The organism is Streptomyces olivaceoviridis (genome assembly GCF_014650115.1).
Taxonomy (GTDB): Bacteria; Actinomycetota; Actinomycetes; order Streptomycetales; family Streptomycetaceae; genus Streptomyces; species Streptomyces olivaceoviridis.
On sequence record NZ_BMUI01000001.1, the window covers coordinates 502949 to 523742 of the forward strand.

At 68.8% G+C, this 20794-nt stretch carries 20 protein-coding genes and 1 tRNA gene; 3 read left to right on the forward strand and 18 right to left on the reverse strand.

All coding sequences use genetic code 11. From position 1 onward, the window contains the following. Positions 1-41: 41 nt before the first annotated feature. Positions 42-1247, forward strand: a complete 1206-nt coding sequence (locus IE273_RS02245; RefSeq protein ID WP_189813400.1) for a cellulose-binding domain-containing protein — start codon at positions 42-44, stop codon at positions 1245-1247. A gap of 18 nt (positions 1248-1265) precedes the next feature. On the opposite strand, the gene IE273_RS02250 is transcribed toward IE273_RS02245, so the two are convergent. The 4 genes from IE273_RS02250 to IE273_RS02265 form a co-directional block, all read right to left on the reverse strand. Next, complete coding sequence (locus tag IE273_RS02250; RefSeq protein WP_189813401.1) at positions 1266-2624, reverse strand: Cys-Gln thioester bond-forming surface protein; 1359 nt, start codon at positions 2622-2624, stop codon at positions 1266-1268. Positions 2625-2954: 330 nt separating this feature from the next. After that, positions 2955-3485: a single-stranded DNA-binding protein gene (locus tag IE273_RS02255; protein ID WP_189813402.1), complete on the reverse strand. Its 531-nt coding sequence runs from the start codon at positions 3483-3485 to the stop codon at positions 2955-2957. 459 nt (positions 3486-3944) lie between these two features. Further along, a complete protein-coding gene (locus IE273_RS02260; protein WP_189813403.1) occupies positions 3945-6383 on the reverse strand; it encodes a YfjP family GTPase in 2439 nt (812 codons plus the stop codon). A gap of 3 nt (positions 6384-6386) precedes the next feature. Next, the gene (locus IE273_RS02265; protein ID WP_189813404.1) at positions 6387-7994 is read right to left on the reverse strand and encodes a dynamin family protein; all 1608 of its coding nucleotides are present in this window, start codon (positions 7992-7994) and stop codon (positions 6387-6389) included. Positions 7995-8314: 320 nt separating this feature from the next. On the opposite strand from IE273_RS02265, the gene IE273_RS02270 reads away from it, so the two are divergent. Further along, positions 8315-8390: transfer RNA gene (locus IE273_RS02270), tRNA-Arg, on the forward strand. A 175-nt stretch (positions 8391-8565) separates the two neighbouring features. Here the strand turns inward: IE273_RS02270 and IE273_RS02275 are convergent. The 12 genes from IE273_RS02275 to IE273_RS02330 all read right to left on the reverse strand — a co-directional run bounded on the left by IE273_RS02275 (position 8566) and on the right by IE273_RS02330 (position 16176). After that, on the reverse strand, positions 8566-9960 hold the full coding sequence (locus IE273_RS02275; RefSeq protein ID WP_189813405.1) for a tyrosine-type recombinase/integrase: 1395 nt from the start codon (positions 9958-9960) through the stop codon (positions 8566-8568). Then, positions 9960-10160 (reverse strand): helix-turn-helix transcriptional regulator, encoded by a 201-nt coding sequence (locus IE273_RS02280; protein WP_189813406.1) that lies wholly within the window; start codon positions 10158-10160, stop codon positions 9960-9962. Before IE273_RS02280 ends, IE273_RS02275 begins: the two co-directional genes overlap by 1 nt. Then, positions 10157-11524 (reverse strand): replication initiator protein RepSA, encoded by a 1368-nt coding sequence (repSA, locus tag IE273_RS02285; RefSeq protein WP_189813407.1) that lies wholly within the window; start codon positions 11522-11524, stop codon positions 10157-10159. The genes IE273_RS02280 and repSA overlap by 4 nt, the downstream gene beginning before the upstream one ends. Positions 11525-11648: 124 nt before the next feature. Next, positions 11649-11966 (reverse strand): SpdD-like protein, encoded by a 318-nt coding sequence (locus IE273_RS02290; protein ID WP_189813408.1) that lies wholly within the window; start codon positions 11964-11966, stop codon positions 11649-11651. Between the two features lie 24 nt (positions 11967-11990). After that, a complete protein-coding gene (locus IE273_RS02295) occupies positions 11991-12146 on the reverse strand; it encodes a hypothetical protein (protein WP_101417603.1) in 156 nt (51 codons plus the stop codon). A gap of 12 nt (positions 12147-12158) precedes the next feature. Beyond that, a complete protein-coding gene (locus IE273_RS02300) occupies positions 12159-12350 on the reverse strand; it encodes a mobile element transfer protein (RefSeq protein WP_189813409.1) in 192 nt (63 codons plus the stop codon). A 1-nt stretch (position 12351) separates the two neighbouring features. Continuing rightward, positions 12352-12552 carry a hypothetical protein gene (locus IE273_RS02305; protein ID WP_189813410.1) on the reverse strand — a complete coding sequence of 67 codons (201 nt, stop codon included), beginning with the start codon at positions 12550-12552 and terminating at the stop codon, positions 12352-12354. 20 nt (positions 12553-12572) lie between these two features. Beyond that, positions 12573-13259 (reverse strand): DUF2637 domain-containing protein, encoded by a 687-nt coding sequence (locus IE273_RS02310; protein WP_189813411.1) that lies wholly within the window; start codon positions 13257-13259, stop codon positions 12573-12575. Next, on the reverse strand, positions 13259-13462 hold the full coding sequence (locus tag IE273_RS02315) for a hypothetical protein (protein ID WP_171156186.1): 204 nt from the start codon (positions 13460-13462) through the stop codon (positions 13259-13261). The genes IE273_RS02310 and IE273_RS02315 overlap by 1 nt, the downstream gene beginning before the upstream one ends. A gap of 81 nt (positions 13463-13543) precedes the next feature. Further along, entirely contained in the window at positions 13544-14899 is a 1356-nt protein-coding gene (locus IE273_RS02320) for an FtsK/SpoIIIE domain-containing protein (RefSeq protein WP_189813412.1), read from the reverse strand. Between the two features lie 2 nt (positions 14900-14901). Beyond that, positions 14902-15258, reverse strand: coding sequence for an SCO3933 family regulatory protein (locus IE273_RS02325; RefSeq protein WP_189813413.1), 357 nt, complete (start codon positions 15256-15258; stop codon positions 14902-14904). A 138-nt stretch (positions 15259-15396) separates the two neighbouring features. After that, positions 15397-16176 (reverse strand): GntR family transcriptional regulator, encoded by a 780-nt coding sequence (locus IE273_RS02330; RefSeq protein ID WP_189813414.1) that lies wholly within the window; start codon positions 16174-16176, stop codon positions 15397-15399. Positions 16177-16194: 18 nt separating this feature from the next. Here IE273_RS02330 and IE273_RS02335 point away from each other — a divergent pair, with 18 nt between their 5' ends. Continuing rightward, positions 16195-16659 (forward strand): NUDIX hydrolase, encoded by a 465-nt coding sequence (locus IE273_RS02335; RefSeq protein ID WP_189813415.1) that lies wholly within the window; start codon positions 16195-16197, stop codon positions 16657-16659. Positions 16660-17004: 345 nt separating this feature from the next. Here IE273_RS02335 and IE273_RS02340 read toward each other — a convergent pair whose 3' ends face one another. Together IE273_RS02340 and IE273_RS02345 are read right to left on the reverse strand one after the other, a co-directional pair. After that, positions 17005-18138 (reverse strand): hypothetical protein, encoded by a 1134-nt coding sequence (locus IE273_RS02340; protein ID WP_189813416.1) that lies wholly within the window; start codon positions 18136-18138, stop codon positions 17005-17007. Positions 18139-18730: 592 nt separating this feature from the next. Beyond that, positions 18731-20437, reverse strand: a complete 1707-nt coding sequence (locus tag IE273_RS02345) for a DUF6119 family protein (RefSeq protein WP_189813417.1) — start codon at positions 20435-20437, stop codon at positions 18731-18733. Positions 20438-20794 lie beyond the last annotated feature (357 nt).

The following is a 20794-nucleotide window of genomic DNA, read 5'->3' on the forward strand; positions in this document are numbered from 1 at the left end:
CCCGCCCCACCCCACCCCTCCCCTCCCGCTAGGAGCCGCACATGCCCGCCCTGCTCGCGCGATGCACGCGATGGCTGCGGCGACCCTGGACCGCCGCCGCGACCGCTCTCGCAGCCACGGCCGCTCTCGCCTCGGCGGTGTCGCTCCTGGGCGCGGCACCCGCCAGCGGCGCCGGCACAACGCCCGGGTGCCGCGTCGACTACACCGTCAACCAGTGGACCGGCGGCTACACCGCCCAGATCCGTGTCACCAACCTCGGCCCCGCGCTGAACGGCTGGCGTCTGGCCTGGACCTACGGCGGCGACCAGCACATCACCTCGGCCTGGAACGCCACCGTCACCCAGACCGGCCACTCCGTGACCGCCGTCAGCACGGACTGGAACGCCGCCCTGGCCAGCGGCGCCGGCACCGACTTCGGAATACAGGGGACCTGGCAGTCCGCCGACCCCGCGCCCACCGACTTCAGCCTCAACGGCGCGCCCTGCGCCGGTGACGGCTCCGTCCCGCCGACCACACCACCCACCACGCCAGGCACCCCTCCTCCCACAGACCCGCCCGCCGACTGCGGTGGCGCGGTCCTCTGCACCGGCTTCGAGGACCAGGCCGGCACCTCGCCGTCCGGCGACTGGCACTTCACCGCGCCCGACTGCCAGGGCACGGGCACGGCCACCGTCGACACGGCCGTCGCGCACAGCGGGACCAGGTCAGTGCGAGTGGACGGGCGGGCCGGCTACTGCAACCACGCCTTCGTCGCCGCCACCGCCGACCTGTCGTCGGTCGGCCCGGTGCTGTACGTCCGTCTCTGGATCCGGCACACCACCCCGCTCCCTTCCTCCCACGTCACCTTCGTGTCCCTGCCGGACTCCGCCCAGGGCGGCCGGGCGCTGCGGGTCGGTGGCCAGAACGGCGCCCTCCAGTGGAACCGGGAGAGCGACGACGCCACGCTGCCCGCGCAGAGTCCGGCCGGGGTGGCGCTGAGCAGGCCGCTCCCGACGGGCAGTTGGCAGTGCCTGCGGTTCGCGGTCGACACCTCCGCGCCCAAGCTGGACACCTGGCTCGGCAACGAGCAGGTGCCCGGACTGCACGCCGACGGAGTGCCGACCCAGGACGTCGACCAGCAGTGGCTCTCCCGGACCACGCCGCCCCGGCCGACGGCTCTGCGGCTCGGCTGGGAGAGCTACGGCACCGGTGACGACACCCTGTGGTTCGACGACGTGGCCGTCGGCTCGTCCCCGATCGGCTGCTGACGAGCCCCGCCGAGGGGGTCACCCGCCGTGGGCCGACTCCCTCTTGCGCAGCACGATCAGGACCACGCCGCCGATCACCACCAGCCCGATGGCCACGCCCGCGATCACGGGAGTGATCATCGAACCGCCGGTCGCGGCCAGGTTGGTGGTGTCGGCGGTGTTGCCGCCCACCGTGACCGGGCTGGGCTCGGTGTGGAGCTGGGCCGTCTCCGTCGTGATCGTGCCCTGGGTCTTGCAGTCCAGGACGCCGGTGAAGCGGTGGCTGAAGCCATGGGGGCCGGTGATCGTGAAGTCGTAGGCCTGGTCCTCCTGGAGCGGCACGGTCACCGTGCGGGACGCGCCCGCGGGGATCGTATGCTCGGTGCCCATCAGGCGGAAGGTGAACGGCTCGTCGCCCTTGTTGGCCGTGGTGATGTCCACGCCGCCCTTGGCGCAGTTCTTGTGGGCCGAGACCGCCGGTATGGCGCCCTTCTCCACCCAGCCGGCCGTCGCGGTCGCGGAGACCGTGGACTCGCTGGAGCCGGCCAGGATCTGGGTCTGGCTGCGGTTCTCGGAGGCGAAGGCCCGGCCCACCGGCACGGTCGTCGACGCCTGCACGTTCAGCTGGGCCGTTCCGTCCGCCGCGTCCTCGGGGACGTCGAAGAACAGCTGGCTGCCGTTCCTGGCCGAGGTGATCACCTTGCCGGTCTTGTCGATGATCCGCACTCCGCTGGTGGCCGCGTCCGCCGGCAGGTTCACCGTGACCGCGCCCGCGTTGGTGTGTACGGTCACCGGCCCGAGCAGGTCGCCCGGCCGGCCGGAGACCGCGGGCGGGTCCAGGGTGAGCGAGGCCTGCGGCTCGGCGACGTTCCGGGCGCTCTTCTCCAGGTAGTCGGCGAGCTTCTCGGCCTGTGGGTCCACAGCGTCGACCTTCGCGCCGTCGGAGTAGCGCCAGATGGCCACCTGGGTGCCGGCCGCCGCGTCCTGCTCGGTCAGCCCGCTCGCTCCCGCGTGCCGCGCGAGTGCGGCGAGGTCGTTGACCTGGGGGTAGGAGTTCTGAAGGATCCAGCGGATCCGGCCCGCGTCCTTGTTGGTGCCCAGCGAGGTGCCGCTCCAGGGCGTTTCCTGGTATCTGGCGTCCCGCTGGGTGGGGTTGTGGAGATCGACGCAGTACGTCTGCAGGGTGCCGCCGCCGTCGACGGACATCTCGAACAGGCCCGCGGACACCCGCTGGTCGCCGCCGTCCTCGTGGATCACGGCCTCGCCGTAGGTCTTCAGACCGTTGATCGTGGCCGTCGCGCCGCCCTGGGTCTGCGGTGTGTCCTCGGCCACGGCCGTACCGGCGCCGGACAGCACGCCGGCCGCCATGAGGCCGGTCACCGTGGTGGCGGCGGCCATGCGGGCCGTTCCCGTGGACCGGCAGAACCCAGAGAGCGCAGCAAGCACAGAATTCCCCTTCGAGCAGGACCCGTTGGACGTGGGGGACGGTCCCACCAGCAGAATCGGCAGCCCCAAGGGGCACGCCCGGCATCCTATGGACCAGCCGGAGCCTCACCCGCCGGTCGGATCATCCGATGGCCGATCCGATCCGTAATCGTTATCGCCGGGACCGTCCACGAGCTGGTGGTATCGACAAATCCACTGGTTCGTACAGTGCGTTCAGGCGGTACGCACAGCACGGGGGGGGCGGATCAGCGACAAGACGCTTTCAGCGGTGCGACCCTGACGTCATGTCACCGCCACCGCTTCCTGCTCCTGTGGCGCGGGTCCCCCTTCCTCCCCGCCCTCTTCCTGCATGTGCTGCTGCTGGCCGCGCTGTTCCGGCTGTGCGTGCTGCGGTTCCGTCGGCCGTGGTGTCTCCCAGTTCGGCTCCGGGCGGGCCGCCGTCGGTGGCGCCTCCGGTTTGACCGCGCGCTGGAAGAAGGCCATACCGCGCGACAGGTCGTGGCCGATCGCCACGGCGTCGATGTCGGCGGACGCCCACTGCTGCTGTCCCTGCACCTCCGTGCGCACCTTGAGCCGGCCCTGGACGACGACCGGCTGGCCCACCTCCACGCACGCGGCCACGTTGACCGCGAGCTGCCGGTTGGCCCACACCGTGAAGAAGTTGGTGTGCCCGTCCGTCCAGACGTTCTTCTCCCGGTCCCAGTAGCGGGCGGTCACCGCGAGCCGGAACCGGGCCGACGGTCCCGTCGCCAGCTCGCGGTAGGCCGGCCGGGTCGCCACATTCCCCACCACACAGACGTTGGTCTCGTTCACTTCGATCGCTCCCCTCCCTCGCCCGGCGCTTTCCGGCCGGGCGGGCACGCGTACGGGCCCGTCCCGTACGGCTGCGTCTGCCGCACCGGCGCGTACCTCTGCCGTACGCGCCGGCACCTCGCGACAACCGCCCGCACCGCCCGCCGTTCTCCTGGCCGGACCCGCCGTGCGATCGCCGTGACCTCAGACTGCCTCCGCCGGACCGAGCCCGCTGAGCGCTGTGGACGACCGCCCCCCTGTGGAAAACCCCGCCACCCGCACGGGGGACGAACGGCGCGGGTGACGAACGGCGCGGGTGACGAATGGCGCGGCTCACGACCGGCATGAGTGACGATCGGCACGGCTCGCGACCGGCACAAATGACGACCGCCCGCCGCCCCCGTCACCCACCCCCCACCGGCCACCTCTCCCCGCGCTGACCAGGCTTTCTCACCCCACCCCGCCTCACCCCACCCCGCCTCACCTCACCCCGCTCCCGGTCCGCACGACCCTCCCGTACTGCTCGCGCACCTCCCGGTACCGCAGCAGTTCCGCCGCCACCGGATCGAGCACCCGGGCCCGGCCGCAGCTCGCCGCCGCCTCTCGTAGCCGGCGTTCCGCTTCCTGGCCGTAACGTCGTGCGGGCCCCCGCGCCGCCATCCGGCAGGCCCACTCCACCAGCGGCCCGCCGATGATCCCGCACACCATCAGCAGCACCGGAACACCCAGGTTGGGCACCATCACCCCGGCGATCTGTCCCACGAGCCACGCGCCGCCCGCGATCTGGAGCAGGGTCATCGCCGCCTGGACCAGTACGGCCACCGGCCACCAGCCCGGCCGGGGCGGGCGGCCCGGCGGCAGTCCGGCCCGGGCCGCCAGGTCGTCCAGCGCCTCGGACAGCCCGTGGGAGCCGCGTACGGCCGCTTCGCGCACCGCCTGGGCCCAGGGAGCGGGCAGTCCGGCCGAGGCCCGGTCGGACACCGTACGCACCGCCTGTTCGACGCTCGGCCGGGCCGTGGCCTCCTCGTCGGCCTGGGCGCGCACCGCGTGGCGGCCCGTCGTGGAATCGCCACGGCCCTGGTACCAGCGCCACAGCCGCAGCCAGGGCGTGCCGCAGGCGCGGTTGGCGTTGCGCAGCCAGGCGCGCTCGGCGGCCTCGCCCGCCGCGGTGGCGCCGACCGCGTCCGCGAGCCGTGCGGCGAACTCCTCGCGCGCCTCCTCGCTGAGGCCGACCCGTCGTCCGGTGGCGTAGACGGGTCGCAGCTCGGCCGCGGCGGTGTCGACGTCGGCCGCCACCCGGCGGGCCGCGGCGCCGCGCTCCGCCACGAACTGGCCGAGCGCCTCGCGCAGGTCGCCGACGCCCTCGCCGGTGAGCGCGGAAAGCGCGAGCACGGTGGCTCCCGGTTCGCCGTGCTCGCCGAGTGCGATGCCGTCCTCGTCCAGCAGCCGTCGCAGGTCGTCCAGGACCTGGTCGGCGGCGTCCCCGGGCAGCCGGTCCACCTGGTTGAGGACGATGAACATGATCTCGGCGTGGCCGGCCATCGGCCGCAGGTACCGCTCGTGCAGGACGGCGTCGGCGTACTTCTCCGGGTCCACCACCCAGATGACCGCGTCGACCAGTTTCAGGATCCGGTCCACCTGTTCGCGGTGCTGTACGGCGGCCGAGTCGTGGTCGGGCAGGTCGACCAGGACCAGCCCGCGCAGTTGCCCCTCGGTGTCGGGGCCGTGCAGCGGGCGGCGGCGCAGCCGGCCCGGGATGCCGAGCCTGTCGATGAGGCCGGCCGCGCCGTCGCTCCAGCTGCACGCGATGGGTGCGGCCGTGGTCGGACGTCGTACGCCGGTCTCCGAGATGGGTACTCCGGCGAGCGCGTTGAAGAGCTGGGACTTGCCGCTGCCGGTCGCTCCGGCGAGGGCGACGACGGTGTGCCGCCCGGAGAGTTTGCGGCGCGCGGCGGCCTCGTCCAGGACGCGGCCGGCCTCGGCGAGGGTGCGGTTGTCCAGTCGGGTGCGGGAGAGCCCGACGAGTTCGCGCAGGGCGTCCAGTCGGGAGCGCAGCGGGCCGTCGTACGCCAGCGGGGCCGGGGTGTGGCTGCCTGGCCCGCGGTGCGCGGGTTCCGCGGCACAGGCGCGCTCGGTGGCGAGGGCGGCGGCGCTGGCGTCGGTGACGCGCCGCGCGATGAGACCGTCGTCCCAGGCGCCGGAGGAGTCGGGCTTGGCGTCGGTACCGGTACCGGTGCCGGCGGCCGTGCCGGTGCCGGAGTCGGCCGTGGTGGTGGTCTTGGGGGGCGTGGTCTCGGCTGCGGGGCGGGCCTTCGGCGAGTGGGGCTGTGGCCGGGGTACGGAGACGCCGGATACGCCGCCGCCCTCGGCGCTGTGCCCGCGCGCGGGGCGCTCACGATCGGGGGCGCGGTCGCGTGCGCCGGTACGTTCGCGGTCGCCGTCCCTGTCCCGCTCGCCGTCACCGTCCCGCTCGGAGTCGCGGCCCCGCTCAGTGACGCCGTCCCGTTCGGCGGCGTCGCGGCCGGCGTTCTCGTCCTTCACGCGCGCGGGGCGCCCGCCGCCGGAGTCCGGGCCCGTGCCACCGCCCCCGTCCGAGCCGTCGTCGCTGCCCCCGGCGCTCTCCTCCCCCTTCCCCTCGCCCCCGTCCCCGTCTCCCTCCCCCGAGCGGCCGATGGGGGCAGGCCGCGGCGCGTCCGCGGGGCGATCGGCGCCGGGGCCGTCGTCCCCGCGCTTGCCCTTGACGAGGCTCGGGCGCGCTTCCGGCAGGCCACCCGCGCGCTCGACACCGTCCATGGGGCCCGAGCCGGGGTGACCACCGTGATCCCTGGACCCCGTGTCGTCGCTGTCGCTGCCGAGGTGGCCCGTGCCCCTCATGTGCTCGGTGTGATCCGTGTGGTCGTGGTCAGTGACGGCGGTCACCGGTCACCTCTCCTTCTGCAGTACGGACAGCGCGGCGATGAGTTCGGCCTGGGGCTCGGGATGGACGTCCAGGGCGTCGAGCGGGGCGATGCGCCGCTCGCGTTCGCGGTGCATGACGCGGTCCACGTGCTCGATGAGCAGTCGTCCGGCCCGGTCGCGCAGCCGCAGCACACCGTGGGCGCCGAGCCGCTCGGCGAGCCCCTCGCCCGCGGTACGCGCCCGGCGCCCGCCGAGCACGGCCGTGGCGACGAGGGCGGCGACGACCTCCGGGTCGGGTGCGCCGGTGCGCTCCAGCACGCGTACCTCCTCCTCGGCGTACTCCTCCAGCTCGCGCCGCCAGCGGCGGGCCGCGAGCCCGATGCGGTGCTCGGAGCTCTCCATAGAGGCGTCCCGGGCGGTGAGCCCCGGGGCGTCGGCGGCGGGTTCGCGCCGCCAGGCATCGTCGACGCGCTCGTCGGCGGCGGTCACGGCGCACAGCAGCAGGGCGGCCAGGCTGTCCACGAGGGCGTCCAGGAGTTCCCCGGCGGTGCAGTCCAGGGGGAAGGCGCGCCAGCGTTTGAGGGCGTCCCCGGCGAGTACGGCGCCGGACTGGAGACGGGCCCGCACGCGCGCGTGCTCCTTGTCGTAGGCGGTCTCGACGGCGGAGGTGAGCCGGTGGGCCGCCGCGTACTGGGAGGCGGCGGCGCCGGCCAGCTCGGGCAGGCGGGACTTGAGCGAGTCGAGGAGGCCGTAGGCCGTACGGGCCATGACGTGGTGGCGGGCGGCGGGGTCCTGGGCGTGGTGGACGAGCCAGCTCTTCAGGGGCGCGACGGCGGTGGCGGGCAGCAGTCCGGCGCCCCAGGCGGACTCGGGCAGCTCGGGCACGGTGAAGCGGGGTACGTCGCCGAGCCCGGCCTTGGTGAGCAGGGCCGCGTACTGCCGGGAGACCTCGGAGACGACCTGGTGGGGTACCCGGTCCAGGACGGTGACGAGGGTCGCGTCGTACTCCTTGGCGGTGCGCAGCAGGTGCCAGGGGACGGCGTCGGCGTAGCGGGCGGCGGTCGTGACCATGATCCAGATGTCGGCGGCGCAGATCAGCTCGGCGGCGAGGACGCGGTTCTCGGCGATCAGCGAGTCGACGTCGGGGGCGTCGAGGAGGGCGAGCCCGCGCGGAAGGGTGTCGGCGGTCTCGACGCGCAGCACGCGCGCGGGGCCCTCGTCGGTGAGCAGGAGCTCGTCGGCCGGGTCCTGGTGGGGCACCCACACGCGCGTGAGCTGGGGGAGCACGCGCATGCCGCTGAACCAGTGATGATCCTCCGGATGGCAGACAAGGACCGGTGTCCGGGTGGTCGGCCGCAGCACACCGGCCTCGCTCACCCGTCGGCCGACCAGGGAGTTCACGAGCGTGGACTTGCCCGCGCCGGTGGAGCCGCCGATGACGGCCAGCAGCGGCGCCTCGGGCTCCCGTAGGCGGGGTACCAGATAGTCGTCGAGTTGCGCGAGGAGTTCGTCGCGGTTGGCACGCGCGCGTGGCGCCCCCGCGAGGGGCAGCGGAAAGCGTGCGGCGGCGACACGGTCGCGCAGTGCGGAGAGTGTGTCGAGCAGCTGAGGCCGTACGTCCAAGGTCACCACATGCGAAGAATGCCCAACTTTAGGGGAATTCTGAAGCATATGGGCATGTCTGCGCGCCGACGGAACGGAACGGACGGAAGGGATGACCGGGACACGCGCACAGTCCAGGCATAACGAGTGCACAACACCCGGGGCGTCGGGCGCCAAAAACGATGCACGATTCGTACCCGCCTGCGATTATCAGGACCGCTTCACCGAACCTCCACATCGAGCCACGGAGGCGAAGCGACAGGGTCAAGGAACCGGGAGCCCTATCCTTGACCCCGGCAACGTCACGGGTCAGCCCCCACCAGGGCACCAAGCACGAGGCCACCCCACCGGCCCCCGTAGCTCAGTGGATAGAGCAGGCGCCTTCTAAGCGCTTGGCCGCAGGTTCGAGTCCTGCCGGGGGCGCCATTCTCCGCCCTCCCGATTGGGAGAGCTTTTCGCAGGTCAGAGCGGCTGTCGACGGGTACGACGAAGCCCCGGACGCCCTCTAGATGATCAAGGGCAGACTCCGGGGCCGTCCGGCTGTCACCGGGTTTTCGCGGGTGGCTGTGTCGAATACGTGTCGAAGTTTTCGGCCCGGGGATCAGTCGGTGCCGGGCAGTTCCGGCAGGTCGCCCGCGGCTTCGAGCCGCCGCTTGAGGTCCGGCAGCTGCCCGTCGACGCATCGGGCGTACGTGGCGAGGAGCACAGCCACGCTGTTCCCGGCCCACTCAGCCACCTGGGCTGGCGGGATCCCGTCGTTGAGCCACTTCGTCAGCCGCGTATTGCGGTTGTCGTACACGCGGCGCCCGGTGGGCGACTCGTAGACGTGCGGAGGCAGTACGGCCTTGCGTGCGTTGCGCCACGCCCGACGGATGACGGACCCGGCGAGGATGCCGCCGGACTCGCCCTGAAAGAGCAGATCACCCGGCTGGAGCTGTTCGTCCTCGATGTGCTGCCGCAGGATGCGAGTCAGGGCCGGATGCCCTGGCACGGTGCGTGTCTCGCCCTCCGCGCGGCCTTTGAGGTCGCGTTGCTCGTGGACCTCCCCCGTGTCGGTCCACTGCTTCCCCACCTCAGGGGTCGCGGTGTGGATCAGCAGCTCGCACCACTGGTCGTCGGCATCGGGCTCGGGCAGCGTGACGTCCTCGACGCGCATGGCCACGGCTTCCTCGGGCCGGGGCCCGCAGTAGTACAGGGTGGCGAAGAAGGCGTGGAGCCTCTTGCCGCCCCGGGGCCGGCGCCGTATCCAGTCGAGGATTGCCGCCGCCTGCTCGGGATTCAGCAGGGACCGCTTGTCGACGGCGTTCGTGGTCTTGGTGACGGCCGTCGACTCCTTGCCCTTGGGCAGGGGGTTGGTCCGGAGGATGCGCCGCCGGATCGCATACTTCATGGCGACGTTGAGGATCCGGCGGTTGCGCTTCCGGGACCAGGCCGCTGCCTGCTTGCCGTCGAGGCGGGTGTCGATAGCGCGCAAGACCTCGTCGACCTTCTCCGGGTCCTCCCAGGCCGATACGGGCAGGGAGTTTCGTTCGACCCAGCGGAGGATGTCCACGACGTCTCGGGGCGCCTGCGGGCGTCGGTTCGTGTTGAAGGCCCACTCACGCAGAGCGGTGCGTACGGCCACGGGGGCGAACGCGGTGGGCTGGGCCCGCAACAGCGCGATGGTGGTCGCGGTCAGGGTCTTGGCGAGGTTCTTGCGGCTGTTGCCGCCGAGTTGCGACCAACGGGCGTCCACGTACTCGACGGCGAACTTGTACCAGCTCATAGCCGCCGACTTGGAGCGGTGGGAGACGGGAAGGCCGGTGGCAACGACGAAGGCTTCTCCCTTGCCCGTCGCCCGGATCAGCTCGGAGCGGAAGCCTTCAGCGAGCGCGACAGTACCGAAGGGCTCACGCCAAGCCTTTCCTGCGACGACCCACCGCACGGTGTACGTGGTCTTCCGAGCACCCTTGTAGGTGAGGATCTTGTAGACCTTGACGTCGTATGTCGTCTCCATCAGGCGGCGTCCTGACGGTCGTCGAGCCAGTGGTCGAGGTCGCTCCGCCGGATCCGGAGGTCACCGTTCGGGAGCTTGATGCAGCGCGGCGCACGGCGCTTGGCCCGCCAGTCGTAGAAGGTCGAGCGGGAGATGGCCAGTTCCTCGCAGACCTCCGCGAGGGTGAGCATGGTGCGTCGTGACCGGACGGCCGTGGTCATTCCGTGCTCCCTTCGTTCAGGAGGGCGTCGCGGGCGGTTTCACGGTTGGTCTGGAGGTCGCGAGCGATGGTCGCGGCGAGGGCGGCTTCGCCCGGGGTGTGGCCGTGGCCGGCGTACTGCCAGTCCGCCAGGACGAGGACGGTGTCCGGCTCGCGGTCGTCGAGACCGAGGACGGATGCCTCTTGGGCGGCGCGGTAGTCGGCGCGTTCCTGGCGGAGGGCGCCGAGGGTGGTGGAGTAGGTGCGCGACTTGGACGAGAAGTGGCCGCGGAAGCCGAGCATGTGGGCCCAGGCCCAGAGGCGCCGGTCCGGGTAGAGGCTGTCCAGATCACGGCACGCGGTGATGAGGCGCCGAGTGTGATCGGGGACCTGGTGGCGGTCGAGTTCGGCGAGTTCGCCGATGCGGCGGTCGAGGGTGCCGGTGTTCTCCGCGGCTTTGGTGGCGTACTTGGCCACGTACGAGGCGACGGCCTGTTCGGTGATGTCGGAGCCGTCACCGAACGCCTTGACCGGGCGGACGTCGAGCTGTCGGCCCCAGCGGAAGGTACGGGCGGGCTCGTCACCGGCAGCCGGGACCGACACCGACGTGTACGAGTGCGCTGCGGCGGCACGGACAGCGTCTGTCAGAAGGTCGACCGTGGCCCAGGCGGGCGGGGGTGTCCCAGGACCCTCCGGGCCGTCGAGGCGTACGACGGCGTGGAAGTGCAGGGCGCCGCGCTTCTGGAACTCGGCGACCTTGCCGTACGAGACGCGGAGGTGTTCGGCGAGTTCCCGGCGGGGCAGGCCGGCGCGCGCGGCGAGTTCGCGGCGGAGTCGCGTGGTGAAGCGCTGCCAGAGCTGACCGGCGTGGTTGTTGAACAGCACGGCCCCCGCGTAGTCGTAGCTGTCCGGGTCGAGGGCGGTGCCCAGCTCCGGAGCGTCGGACGCGTGCGGGGTGCCGCAGCGGCAGGTGCCGTGATCGGGGCGGTTGTGGACCGTGCCGAACGAGGGGGCCGTGAGGGTGGCGAAGACGCGCGGGTGATCGCGGACGGTGGCGGGGATGTCGCGGCGGTCGTCTCCGGCCAGGCCGGCGCGGATCAGGTGGTACGTGTCGCCCGCGTAGGTCCAGGCGCAGGACGGGCAGCGGGAGGCGCGGCGGTTGCCGCAGGCGAGGCGAAGACGTCCGCCCGGCTCCTTCTCGGTGGAGTAGTGGTGCAGGGTCTCGCCGGTGGTCTTGTCCTTGTGGAGAACCCAGCCGGTGAGGTGGATCGGGTCGGAGCAGCCGCCGGTGCGGCGGATCTGGTCCTCCCAGCGGGTGTAGTCCGAGGCCGAGGCCACCCGGAGCACGTCTCCGAGAGTGATCGGGTCAAGCAATGTGTCGGGCATGGGCGCACTTGTCGCGGGTGAGGCGCGGTGGGCCATGCTTGGGGTTCCTTCCGGTTGCGAGATCGGACAGGGACGGCGCCCGGGCGGCGGATGCTTGGCGGTATCGAGGCCGCCCGGGGGCCGGTCAGCGACGCTTGGCGTCGGATGCGAGCAGGGAGCGCAGGACGACCGCGCAGACGGCGACCGAGGCTCCGGTGATGGCGACCGCCAGGAGCAGGGAGACCAGGACGGCTCCGAGCACCAGGACGACGGCCGTGCCGCCGCCGACGAGGGCGAGGGCGGTGCCGGGGGTGAGCTGGACCGTGGGCCGGACCGGCGTGGGAGGCGTCGGGGCGACCGGCGGGGTCCCCGCGTTCGAGATGATGGCGGTCGGCTCGAAGACGACGGGCGGTGTGCCGAGTCCGGTCGGCGTGGGCATGGTCGGGATCTTCGGGCGGAACATCGGTGGTCTCCTCTCGCGGGCTGGTTACTTGACGAGGGCGTTGATGGCCGGGGCGAGGACGCTGTCGGCGAGGAGGAAGCCGCCGAGCAGGAGGACGGCGATGAGCCAGGCGGGCGGGCGGATGAGCTTGACGCCGAGGTAGCCGACGACGAGCAGCGCGAGCCAAAGCGGGACCTGCATGGCGGATGTCTCCTAGCGGACGCGGCAGCGGTGGGTGCGGGCGGCGAGCTGGGCCGCGGACTGGCTGGAGTAGTCGGCGGACCAGCCGCAGCCGTCGGAGCTGCACACGGCGGCGTGCTTGGTGTGGCCGTTGCGGTCGCGGTGCGTGCCGATCTGCACCGGGCCGATGCGCATCACGGAGTGGAAGTGGTCGCGGGCGGGCATGTCAGTCGGTTTCCTCTCGGGTCGTGGTCGTGGTCGGGGCGGGGAAGCCGGCACGGATGCCGGCGGCGGTGGCCGGGTCGGCGGTGAAGCGGGCGGCTTCCTCGGCGAGCAGGTGGGCGAGGAAGGGCCGGTTAGCGGCGGCCATCTCACGGGCGCCGTCGAGGTAGTCGGAGGCGGTCAGGTCGCCCGGGTCACGGATCACTGGTCTTCCTCTCTCGCCGATCAGGCGAGGTGGGCGGCGATGGCGTCGGCGAGGTGGGGCGGAACGCCGAGGCGGGAGCGCAGGGTGTCGGGGTCGATCGGGGCCCCGGTACGGGCGCGGTACTCGTCGGCGACTTTGCGGGCGTGGTCGACGAGGACGGCGGGGACCTGCGGAGCGGAGGCCGGGGCGGGAGCTTGGTCCGAAGGGGACGGGGCCGCGTCAGGCTCGAGTACGGCGTCTGTGGCCGAAGCGGCTTCGGCGTCCGGTACCGGCTGCTGAGCCGGCGGCTCCGCGCCCTCGGCCTCCGCGACGGGTGCCGGCGGAAGCGGCTCCGACTCCGCAGCCGACGAGTGAGCGAGGAGCGTGCCGCCGAGGAAGGCAAGAGCAGGCCATCCGGCGATGCCGAGGCGGAGCAAGGCGGGCGGGTCGGTCAGGTCGAGGAACCCGGCGGTGGCGACATTGGCACCGAGCGAGGCGCAGAGTGCGACCAGGAACCAGCACCAGGCCAGCCGGGACGGGCCCTCACTGCGCAGGCGCCGCCAGGCAGCCACCAGGAGGAGATCGACGCTGACCGGGTAGGCCCATGCCTTCCACCCGTTCTGTCCGGCGGCGGAGGCCAGGTCGTGCAGATGCGCGAAGGACAGGGCGCCGGCGATGACGGCCTGCACCAGGACCGCGTCGACGCGGAGGCCGTGACGAGCACCCATCAGGAGTCACCCGGGTAGGCGGGGCCGCCGTCGGGGTCGTAGCCGTCCGGGAACACGCCGGGCGGCGGCTCCGGCAGGGAGACGGCGAGGGAGGGACTGACTGCTTCCACAAAATCGAGGTCGGCGCCGGTCGTGTCGGCGTAGAGGGCGAGTTGGCCGAGCAGGAGCACGGTCCGGGCGAAGTCCTCGCAGTTCGGGCACACAGCGAGATCTCCTTTCTTGGGCATGGTGGGGTAGGGACTTGGCGCGAGAGCGGTCGCGCCGACCGGTGGGAATCCGAGAAGTCAGGCGGTAGCCGGGGAAGGCTTGGCCGCCAGCAAGGGAGCGTCGGCCGAGCCGGAGAGAGCGGGCCGGAACGGAGCCAGCTCGGGCAGATCCGGCGTCCGGTCGGCATGCCGGTTGCAGATGTTCACGGCTTGACGGAGCGAGGTGTGCGGAGCGCGGATGCGGTGCCAGCCTCCGGACGAATCGCCCGCGATGGCGAGCCCCCGCATCTCCGCCGGGATCTGAATGGCGGCGAGGACGGCGTCCGGGGCGATGTCGCCGAAGGCCATGTTGGCGGAGGTCTCGTCGTTGACACGGTGCGCGGTACGGCCGGTGAGCTGGGCGCGGAGCATGGTGATGCCCTTGCCGAGTTCGGAGCCGAAGCGCTGCCCACAGATTTCGAGGTAGATACCGGCCGCTCGGCCGAGCTGGGCGAGGCGGACCAGGGCGGTGATGATGCGGTCCCGGCGCTTCTCCTCCTCCTTGTTGGCGTACAGAGCGAGTTCGGCAACCTCGTCGACCAGGACCACGACCGGGGTCGGGCGCAGATCGGACGGCAGGTCCCAGATGTCGGCGGCGATCTCCGCGTCCGGCACGTCGGCGGCGAGGCGCTGCTGAGCCCTGATGACCTGATAGATGCGCTCCATCCGGACCACGAGCGCGTCCAGCACGTCGGCGGCGGTGTCGGGGTCATCGGCCAGCGCGGAGAACCGGCGGGCCAGTGGGAACAGTTCAACCCCCTGCTTGCAGTCGATGCCGACGAGGGCGACGTCCATCGGGGCGAGCCCGGCGACCAGGTTGCGCTGGTAGACGGACTTGCCGGACTCCGTGGCCCCGAGGGTGAGGGCGTGGGGTATCGCCCGGTAGTCGCGGTAGTGCACCGAGCCGTCCTGCCGCAGGGCGACCGGTACCCGCATCGGCCGGGTGTCGGTCTTGGCCGGCATCTGCACCCGCTTGAGCACGTCGTAGCCGGTCATCCGCACCTCTACGACGCCGGAGCGCAGCTCCCGCGAGGTCACGCCGTACATCGAGAAGGAATGCCGGAGCCGGTCCGAGGCGGCGGCGACGTCGAAGGCGTCCTGCCCAGGCCGGAGCTTGAGCCGCAGGACCAGGCCGGTACGCGTCGGCCGCAGCCGCAAAATGCGCGGGGCGCGTGGCCCCGGTATCGGCCGGTTGGTGGCACGGGCGAGGGCGAGCCGCCACCGCGCGGGCGGAACGGTCAGCCCGCACGCGTCCATGACGGAGCCGTACCGGACCAGAACCCGCACCACGGCCAGCGTGACCCCGAAGGTCAACCAGTACCAGGCGGGGCGCCGCCACCGCAGAACACCTACGGCGGCGGCGACCAGCATCAGAGCGACCGTTAAGGCGGTCATGATCAGGCCGCCTTGGGCCTTGCCGCGGCATCGGCGAGCGAAGTGACCGCGACCGCGCGGAACGCGATGCCGTGCCGCTTCTGGCCGTTGAAGTCGTTCTCCCAGGGCCGGGCGATAAGGCCGGTGAGCGCGACCGGCGTGCCCATGGCCAGCTCGCCGGTGATGCCGGGCTCCGGGACGGTGATGGAGAGGATCTCCACCTCCTCGTTCGCCGCGAACATCACATCGACCGTCATCAGCTTGGCCCCGGTCTCGGCGTCGGTGGCGACCTCACCGGTACGACGGTCACGGATCTTGACCTGCGGGGACTTGGCAACCATCACGACCGCGCCTGAGGTGTCAACGGGAATCTGACGCACAGAGAGCACTCCTCTATAGATGCTGGACTCCGTCACTCATGTACATGAGTGACGCGAAGAAGCGTGCCTGACTCCTGTACATGAGTCAACCCGCCACGAAGAAGAACTCGTGACGGGCTGCCGAGAGTTGAGTGCGCGTCAGTCGACGGCAGGGATCCGATACTCGAAAACGAACTGGTCAGCGGCCATGAGGGTGTCGCACACCTCGGCCACGAGACCCGCGGTCGTACGAGCCTCACGGATCAGATGAACCACGGGCGCACCAGGAGTCAGCGCCAGCTCCGAAGCTTCCGCCTTGGAGGCCGGCCGCGCTTGCAGCGTCTCGACGAACTCCGCGAACTCGTGTCCGTGGTCTTCAAGTCGGGCGTAGATGCCACCTCCGCCGGGGTTCTCGGCGAACAGCTCCGGGATGTCCTTCACGACGTCCCAGGGCAGGTACGACGTCGCGGTCTCGACCGGGGTGCCGTTACGGAAGTAGAGACGCCGACGAGCCAGCACCTGCGTACCGGCCGGAACGCCCAGCCGCTGGGCCACATCCTCGGGCGCCTCCATGGGCCCGATGTAGAGGACGCTGACCTTGGCGGTGGCACCGGACTGCGCGGACTCCGCAAGGTAGGCCGCCTGTCCGCCCTGCCGGAGCGAACGCCGGAAGCGATCGGAGGAGCGGTGCCGCACCGGAGGCCGGTTCTTCACGATCGAGCCCTTGCCGTGCCGGGTCTCGACCAGCCCACTCGCCCGCACCTCGACCATTGCCTTACGGATCGTCCCGCCGGACACGCCGTAGCGCTCGACCAGCTCAGACTCACTCGGCACCATGTCGCCAGGCTTGAGGACCCCCGCCCGGATCTGTTGCACGATCTCGTCCGCGATCTGCACGTACCGAGGTCCGGACCCGACCCCTCCAGCCGCAGTTCCCATAGTCCTTCTCTGCCTCCTATGCTCCTCTACATGAGTCAAGCACAGGAAGCGACGGCGTCTCCCCTGCACTCCGTATCTGTGGCCGGAGTGGTGGTGCGCGAGGACGGCCGCCTCCTGGCGATCCGCCGAGCCGACAACGGCACCTGGGAGCTCCCCGGCGGCATCCTCGAACTCAACGAGACCCCCGAGGCCGGCGTAGCCCGCGAGGTCCTGGAGGAGACAGGCATCCACGTCGAGGTGGACGAGCTGACCGGCGTCTACAAGAACCTCACCCGCGGCATCGTGGCCCTCGTCTTCCGCTGCAAGCCGTCCGGCGGTACCGAGCGCACGTCGAGCGAGTCAACCGCGGTTTCCTGGCTCACGCCCGACGAGGTCAGCGAGCGCATGTCCGAGGTCTTCGCGGTCAGACTCCTGGACGCCCTGGACGGCAACGGCCCTCACGTACGCAGCCACGACGGCAAGCGCCTCATCCCAGCGGGATAAAACCTTCTCTCCTTCATCAAGGCGGCTCGCTCCGCTCCCCGCGCGCGGCCCGGCCCCCGGCCGGGCCTGCGCTCCTGTCTCCGCCCCGCTCCAGCCCGGCCGGCGCCCGTGCCGCGCGCACAGCAACCAGCCACCTGACGTCAGAGAAGGGGTACCTCGTGGCTGGGGTGGTCGGCTCCACGGCTTTAGGCAGCCACTTTGGCGCGAGCCTCGCAGATCATGGCCCCAACGTCGTGCTTTACCGGGCAGGTCCACAGACTGCCCGACGCGCCGCAAGCTTACGGGGCCATGATCACTCGCGCCAAAGCAGCTCCAGCCCAAAGCCGCTCCGCCGACCTATCGTTCCTAGCTCCCCCAACTCCTCGTTCCCCACCTCAGATCATCGAACAACGCTTCCAAATCTTTATTGTCCCGCAAGTCGAATTCACGCTCGGCCGCCAATAGCCTCCACGCCGCCCAAGTGACGGCATTCTGCATTTCACGAACAAAATCGCCTTCTCGAACCCTCGGGCTTTCACCGCCATGAGCGATAGCGCTCCGCGCAGAATATATTGCATCATACTCTCGCGCCCTAAGTGGTCGATCTCGGGGCACCGCCTCCAGGAAGGCAAACCGTTCTTTCATTGCTCGCCCAGGAAGTCCGGATCGGGCACCCACCAGAGAATCTAGCGCAACGCCAGCCGCCAGAGCTGAGTCGTCGTTCGCTATCGACCAGAAACTCTCTGAAAACCATCGCGCAGCAACTTGTATTCGCCTCGTTATATTAGTCTTACCCTCCAGGCATTTATTTACTGCATGAGCTAGTTTATCGTCACACAGTAGGCGTTCCAGCGGGACGCGTTCCGCGCTATACCAGAAGCTCGGCTTAAAAACGCCAAGCGCGTCGGAAATAAGTGGTTCACAGGAAAGATCCGAACCGTCGCCTGACGCCTTCATGGCTTGATGAATAACCGTTCGGTCAAGAGTCAGTCCCCGCACGCCGGGTCTGTTCGAATCCCCGCGAACAGAGTAAAGGGCGTGCTCCTGCTTCTTCTGGTCGAGAAGAAGCGCGAGATCTATGATTAGCTCTAGACTTCGCTGAGCCTGATTGAAGGCCTCGGTTCGCTGTCCCGGAACCATCGCAGCGAATCCGATCAAGGGGCGCCGATGAGATTGTTGTTCCGCGTACTCCTTCACCGACGAGACGGCAGCACTGGCCCTGCCGCCAATTTCCTCAAGGCTGCTGGCGAATGACTCGTCCAGTACGCCTATAAGGCAATTTTTCGCTAGGCGTAGAGGTGGCCCCTCCCAGTCGATGTTAGCCACCGAGAAAACAGCGATCGACGGCTCGCAAGAGAACACCGTACCGAGATTTCTCTCAGCCACGCCTTCCGGATTTTCCACCTCAGACAGGAGCGCGACCAGAGTTGCAATTAATCCCCATAGCTCCTCCAGATCCCATCGCTCGCGTATTTGTTGTTGCTTTTGCAGGAGATCCATCAGCTCTTCATATTTCTCAAGTCCCGTCCCAGTCAGGGAAATCGGGCCCTTCGGAGAGCTGATTGACGCCTCAGGTGAGCGTCGATACGTTTCACTACACCATCCGTAATCCCACGGCTTTGAGTCCGGAGCGGGAAAAGCCGTAGAGGCAGCCTCCACGGCCAATCTGACGGCACGCTGCAATGGCTTTTGCATGCTCACATGCTGCCACAGGATCACAAACAAGACTTGGGTTTTTCGTCTTGCCGGCCTTCAGGCCGAGTCCTGCACAGTCGTGGGGACTACAGGCCGCGACCGCTGCGATCGGTTGTGGCTGTTCATTGGTGGCTGGCATCTAGGGAGTGGTCTTCACTGGGCCGGGCCGGTGGTAGGCCGCTCAATGAGACCGCTGACGACCACCACTGACAGTCGCGCTGACCGGCAACTGCGGGTCACCCTCGTCGATCTGCGACACGGGTACCACCATCCCTAGCCCGGAGAACTGGCAGTGGTGCGAGCCGAATACGCTTCTGACCTGAAAAACCTGTTCTGCCGAGGTACCACGCCCCGTGAGTTACGGGTGTTCTGCTCCCCGCGGGATAAAAGCCATCGGTCAGTCCTCTTTTTCCTTTGCCTTCGGCTTGAACGTCATCTGTATCCGGGCGAGCGTCGCCACGGAGCCCAATAGCTTGACTCGCTTACTGAAGCTGCGAAGGTTGACCTTGCTGAAGGTTGGCAGATCTTTAGGGAGCTGCTGCTTCCCGTCGAACGCTATGGCATAGGTGACGAATCTAGGGGGTGTGAGGGCTGCCGCGTCAACGAAACCAGAATTGATCGACCGCACGGCCTCTATAAAGTCATTTCTGTACGCGGCGTCTGAGATGATTGTTTGAGCAGAAACGAATCCCTGGGAGAAGAGATGGCTCAGAGTTTGGCTGCCCGTATACTGCTTCACATGAATCAGATAGCCGTCTGAGTGCAAGAGGTCGCAAGCCTCGACTTGATCGCCCTCCTCGGCAAAGATCGGATGCCTATCGAGGCATATTAGATCGGACCTGCCCTCGGTCGCCTTAACGTTGTAGTGCTTTTCCCAGTTCTTCCGGTAGCCCCAATCGTCCCACGTGCGCAGCTTAAGGATGGATGTAACGTCCTCTATCTGAGCTAGATCTTGGTCTAGCTTCTCAGCGTATTTTTCTGCGAGCGCATACCACTTCCCCAGTGTTAGCAGATAGCGTTTGTCTGCATCTCCCGCCTCAAAAATGAGCCAGTGCTTCAAGGGCTTGGCCATGCTCACAGCTTGGCCGTTCGTGTCGCGAGCCTGCACCTTAATGTCGGTGAGGCTGGAGACGCCGAACTTTCCGGGAAATCCAAACAGTGCTTCCCTTAGCCCATCCAGGTTCATCGTGTCGAACACCTGAGACTGGTCATTCTTATACAAAATGAAGTCGTGAATATTCTCCACCGACACGTCGTCCGGGGGAGCGACGGAGAGGATGTGTACTGCCAATTCGCTGACGTCCAGCTCGTTAAGCGGGGCTCCTTGAGGTTTACGAGCACGCGACTCGAAGAGTTCATCGACGAGCAGCTTCTCTAGATCCTTGACTATGTCGCTCTTGATTCGCAGAGGTTCGAGCGAATCTATGAAGGCAAGGTCTTTCGATGCCGAACCCGTTTCAGCAGTGTCGAGCATCTTTTTCAGGGTCTCACGAACCTTATTCAGGTCCGTGTCTAGCTTGAAAGAAACAGAATCTGTTGCGACAACTGCACCAAGGTCGGGAAACTCTACCCCTGAGTCGAGTCTACCTACAAGCTTTCGAGTGAACTCGCCATCTAGCTCAACCTCAAAATCGCTAATTGATGAGTTCGCGGGGATCTGAACCCACTGAGATCGCGCGGAGGAGTCAATTCTACGACTCCCAATTCCACTCATGGCCTTACTGTCAAATCGGCGAGCAGCGAACTTAAGGCCAAAATTCGCCTCAATCCAAGACCACTCAAGGGTGGAACTTCCGTACCCGAAGCAGAGTGCAAATGTGCGATCTCTCACAGGGAGGAAAATGACTAGCCGATTCGAGAAGTTTTCCACCGTCTCCAATTCGGGAAAGACGGGCGAGAGGAGTTTTGCCCAAGCCGGAGTGTTCGGAGACATGTCTCGCAAATAAGCGACACAGCCATCCGGGGCTGACGTCGACTCGGCGAGCTTCATCATGCCGGAGGTGCCGCCGGGGCGGTACTGCGACCTCAACGCTTGCTCGGGCGATTCAAGGCCTTCCCTCAACAGGAAGCAGTTGAAACGCAGCGTTTGAACCTTTTCCGTCATGACTCACCACATCCCCCCAGCGACAGTAAAGGGATTTGTAGCACGGTAAGTCGACTATGGGAACTGGTTCAACAGTGACGCACTTTATGCGAACAAACATTCGCCTCCCGGTCTCCTTGAGGGGTCATATGGACTGGGGCTGCACCTCTGAGTGCTATAGCCGGCGCACTCGCTGGCATCATGACGACGTACGTTGTGGTGTGGACCGAGACCGCTGGAAGCTCGGCATCACGCCTCGCGCGAACGGCTCCGCATACCGCCCCTCTGGTGAGGGCCTTCCCAAGGTTCACGTTCAGGTGGGTACGAGGATGCACCAAGATCGCCTTTGTGCAAGGGAAGACCACCAAGCGCCCCAGC

What these genes read in the sequence shown, in the direction of transcription:
- IE273_RS02245 (WP_189813400.1), top strand. Translation starts at nt 42, where the DNA reads ATGCCCGCCCTGCTCGCGCGATGCACGCGATGGCTGCGGCGACCCTGG.
- IE273_RS02250 (WP_189813401.1), bottom strand. Translation starts at nt 2,624, where the DNA reads ATGGCCGCCGCCACCACGGTGACCGGCCTCATGGCGGCCGGCGTGCTG.
- IE273_RS02275 (WP_189813405.1), bottom strand. Translation starts at nt 9,960, where the DNA reads ATGGAGACGACATACGACGTCAAGGTCTACAAGATCCTCACCTACAAG.
- IE273_RS02280 (WP_189813406.1), bottom strand. Translation starts at nt 10,160, where the DNA reads ATGACCACGGCCGTCCGGTCACGACGCACCATGCTCACCCTCGCGGAG.
- repSA (WP_189813407.1), bottom strand. Translation starts at nt 11,524, where the DNA reads ATGCCCGACACATTGCTTGACCCGATCACTCTCGGAGACGTGCTCCGG.
- IE273_RS02290 (WP_189813408.1), bottom strand. Translation starts at nt 11,966, where the DNA reads ATGTTCCGCCCGAAGATCCCGACCATGCCCACGCCGACCGGACTCGGC.
- IE273_RS02295 (WP_101417603.1), bottom strand. Translation starts at nt 12,146, where the DNA reads ATGCAGGTCCCGCTTTGGCTCGCGCTGCTCGTCGTCGGCTACCTCGGC.
- IE273_RS02300 (WP_189813409.1), bottom strand. Translation starts at nt 12,350, where the DNA reads ATGCCCGCCCGCGACCACTTCCACTCCGTGATGCGCATCGGCCCGGTG.
- IE273_RS02310 (WP_189813411.1), bottom strand. Translation starts at nt 13,259, where the DNA reads ATGGGTGCTCGTCACGGCCTCCGCGTCGACGCGGTCCTGGTGCAGGCC.
- IE273_RS02320 (WP_189813412.1), bottom strand. Translation starts at nt 14,899, where the DNA reads ATGACCGCCTTAACGGTCGCTCTGATGCTGGTCGCCGCCGCCGTAGGT.
- IE273_RS02330 (WP_189813414.1), bottom strand. Translation starts at nt 16,176, where the DNA reads ATGGGAACTGCGGCTGGAGGGGTCGGGTCCGGACCTCGGTACGTGCAG.
- IE273_RS02335 (WP_189813415.1), top strand. Translation starts at nt 16,195, where the DNA reads ATGCTCCTCTACATGAGTCAAGCACAGGAAGCGACGGCGTCTCCCCTG.
- IE273_RS02340 (WP_189813416.1), bottom strand. Translation starts at nt 18,138, where the DNA reads ATGGATCTCCTGCAAAAGCAACAACAAATACGCGAGCGATGGGATCTG.
- IE273_RS02345 (WP_189813417.1), bottom strand. Translation starts at nt 20,437, where the DNA reads ATGACGGAAAAGGTTCAAACGCTGCGTTTCAACTGCTTCCTGTTGAGG.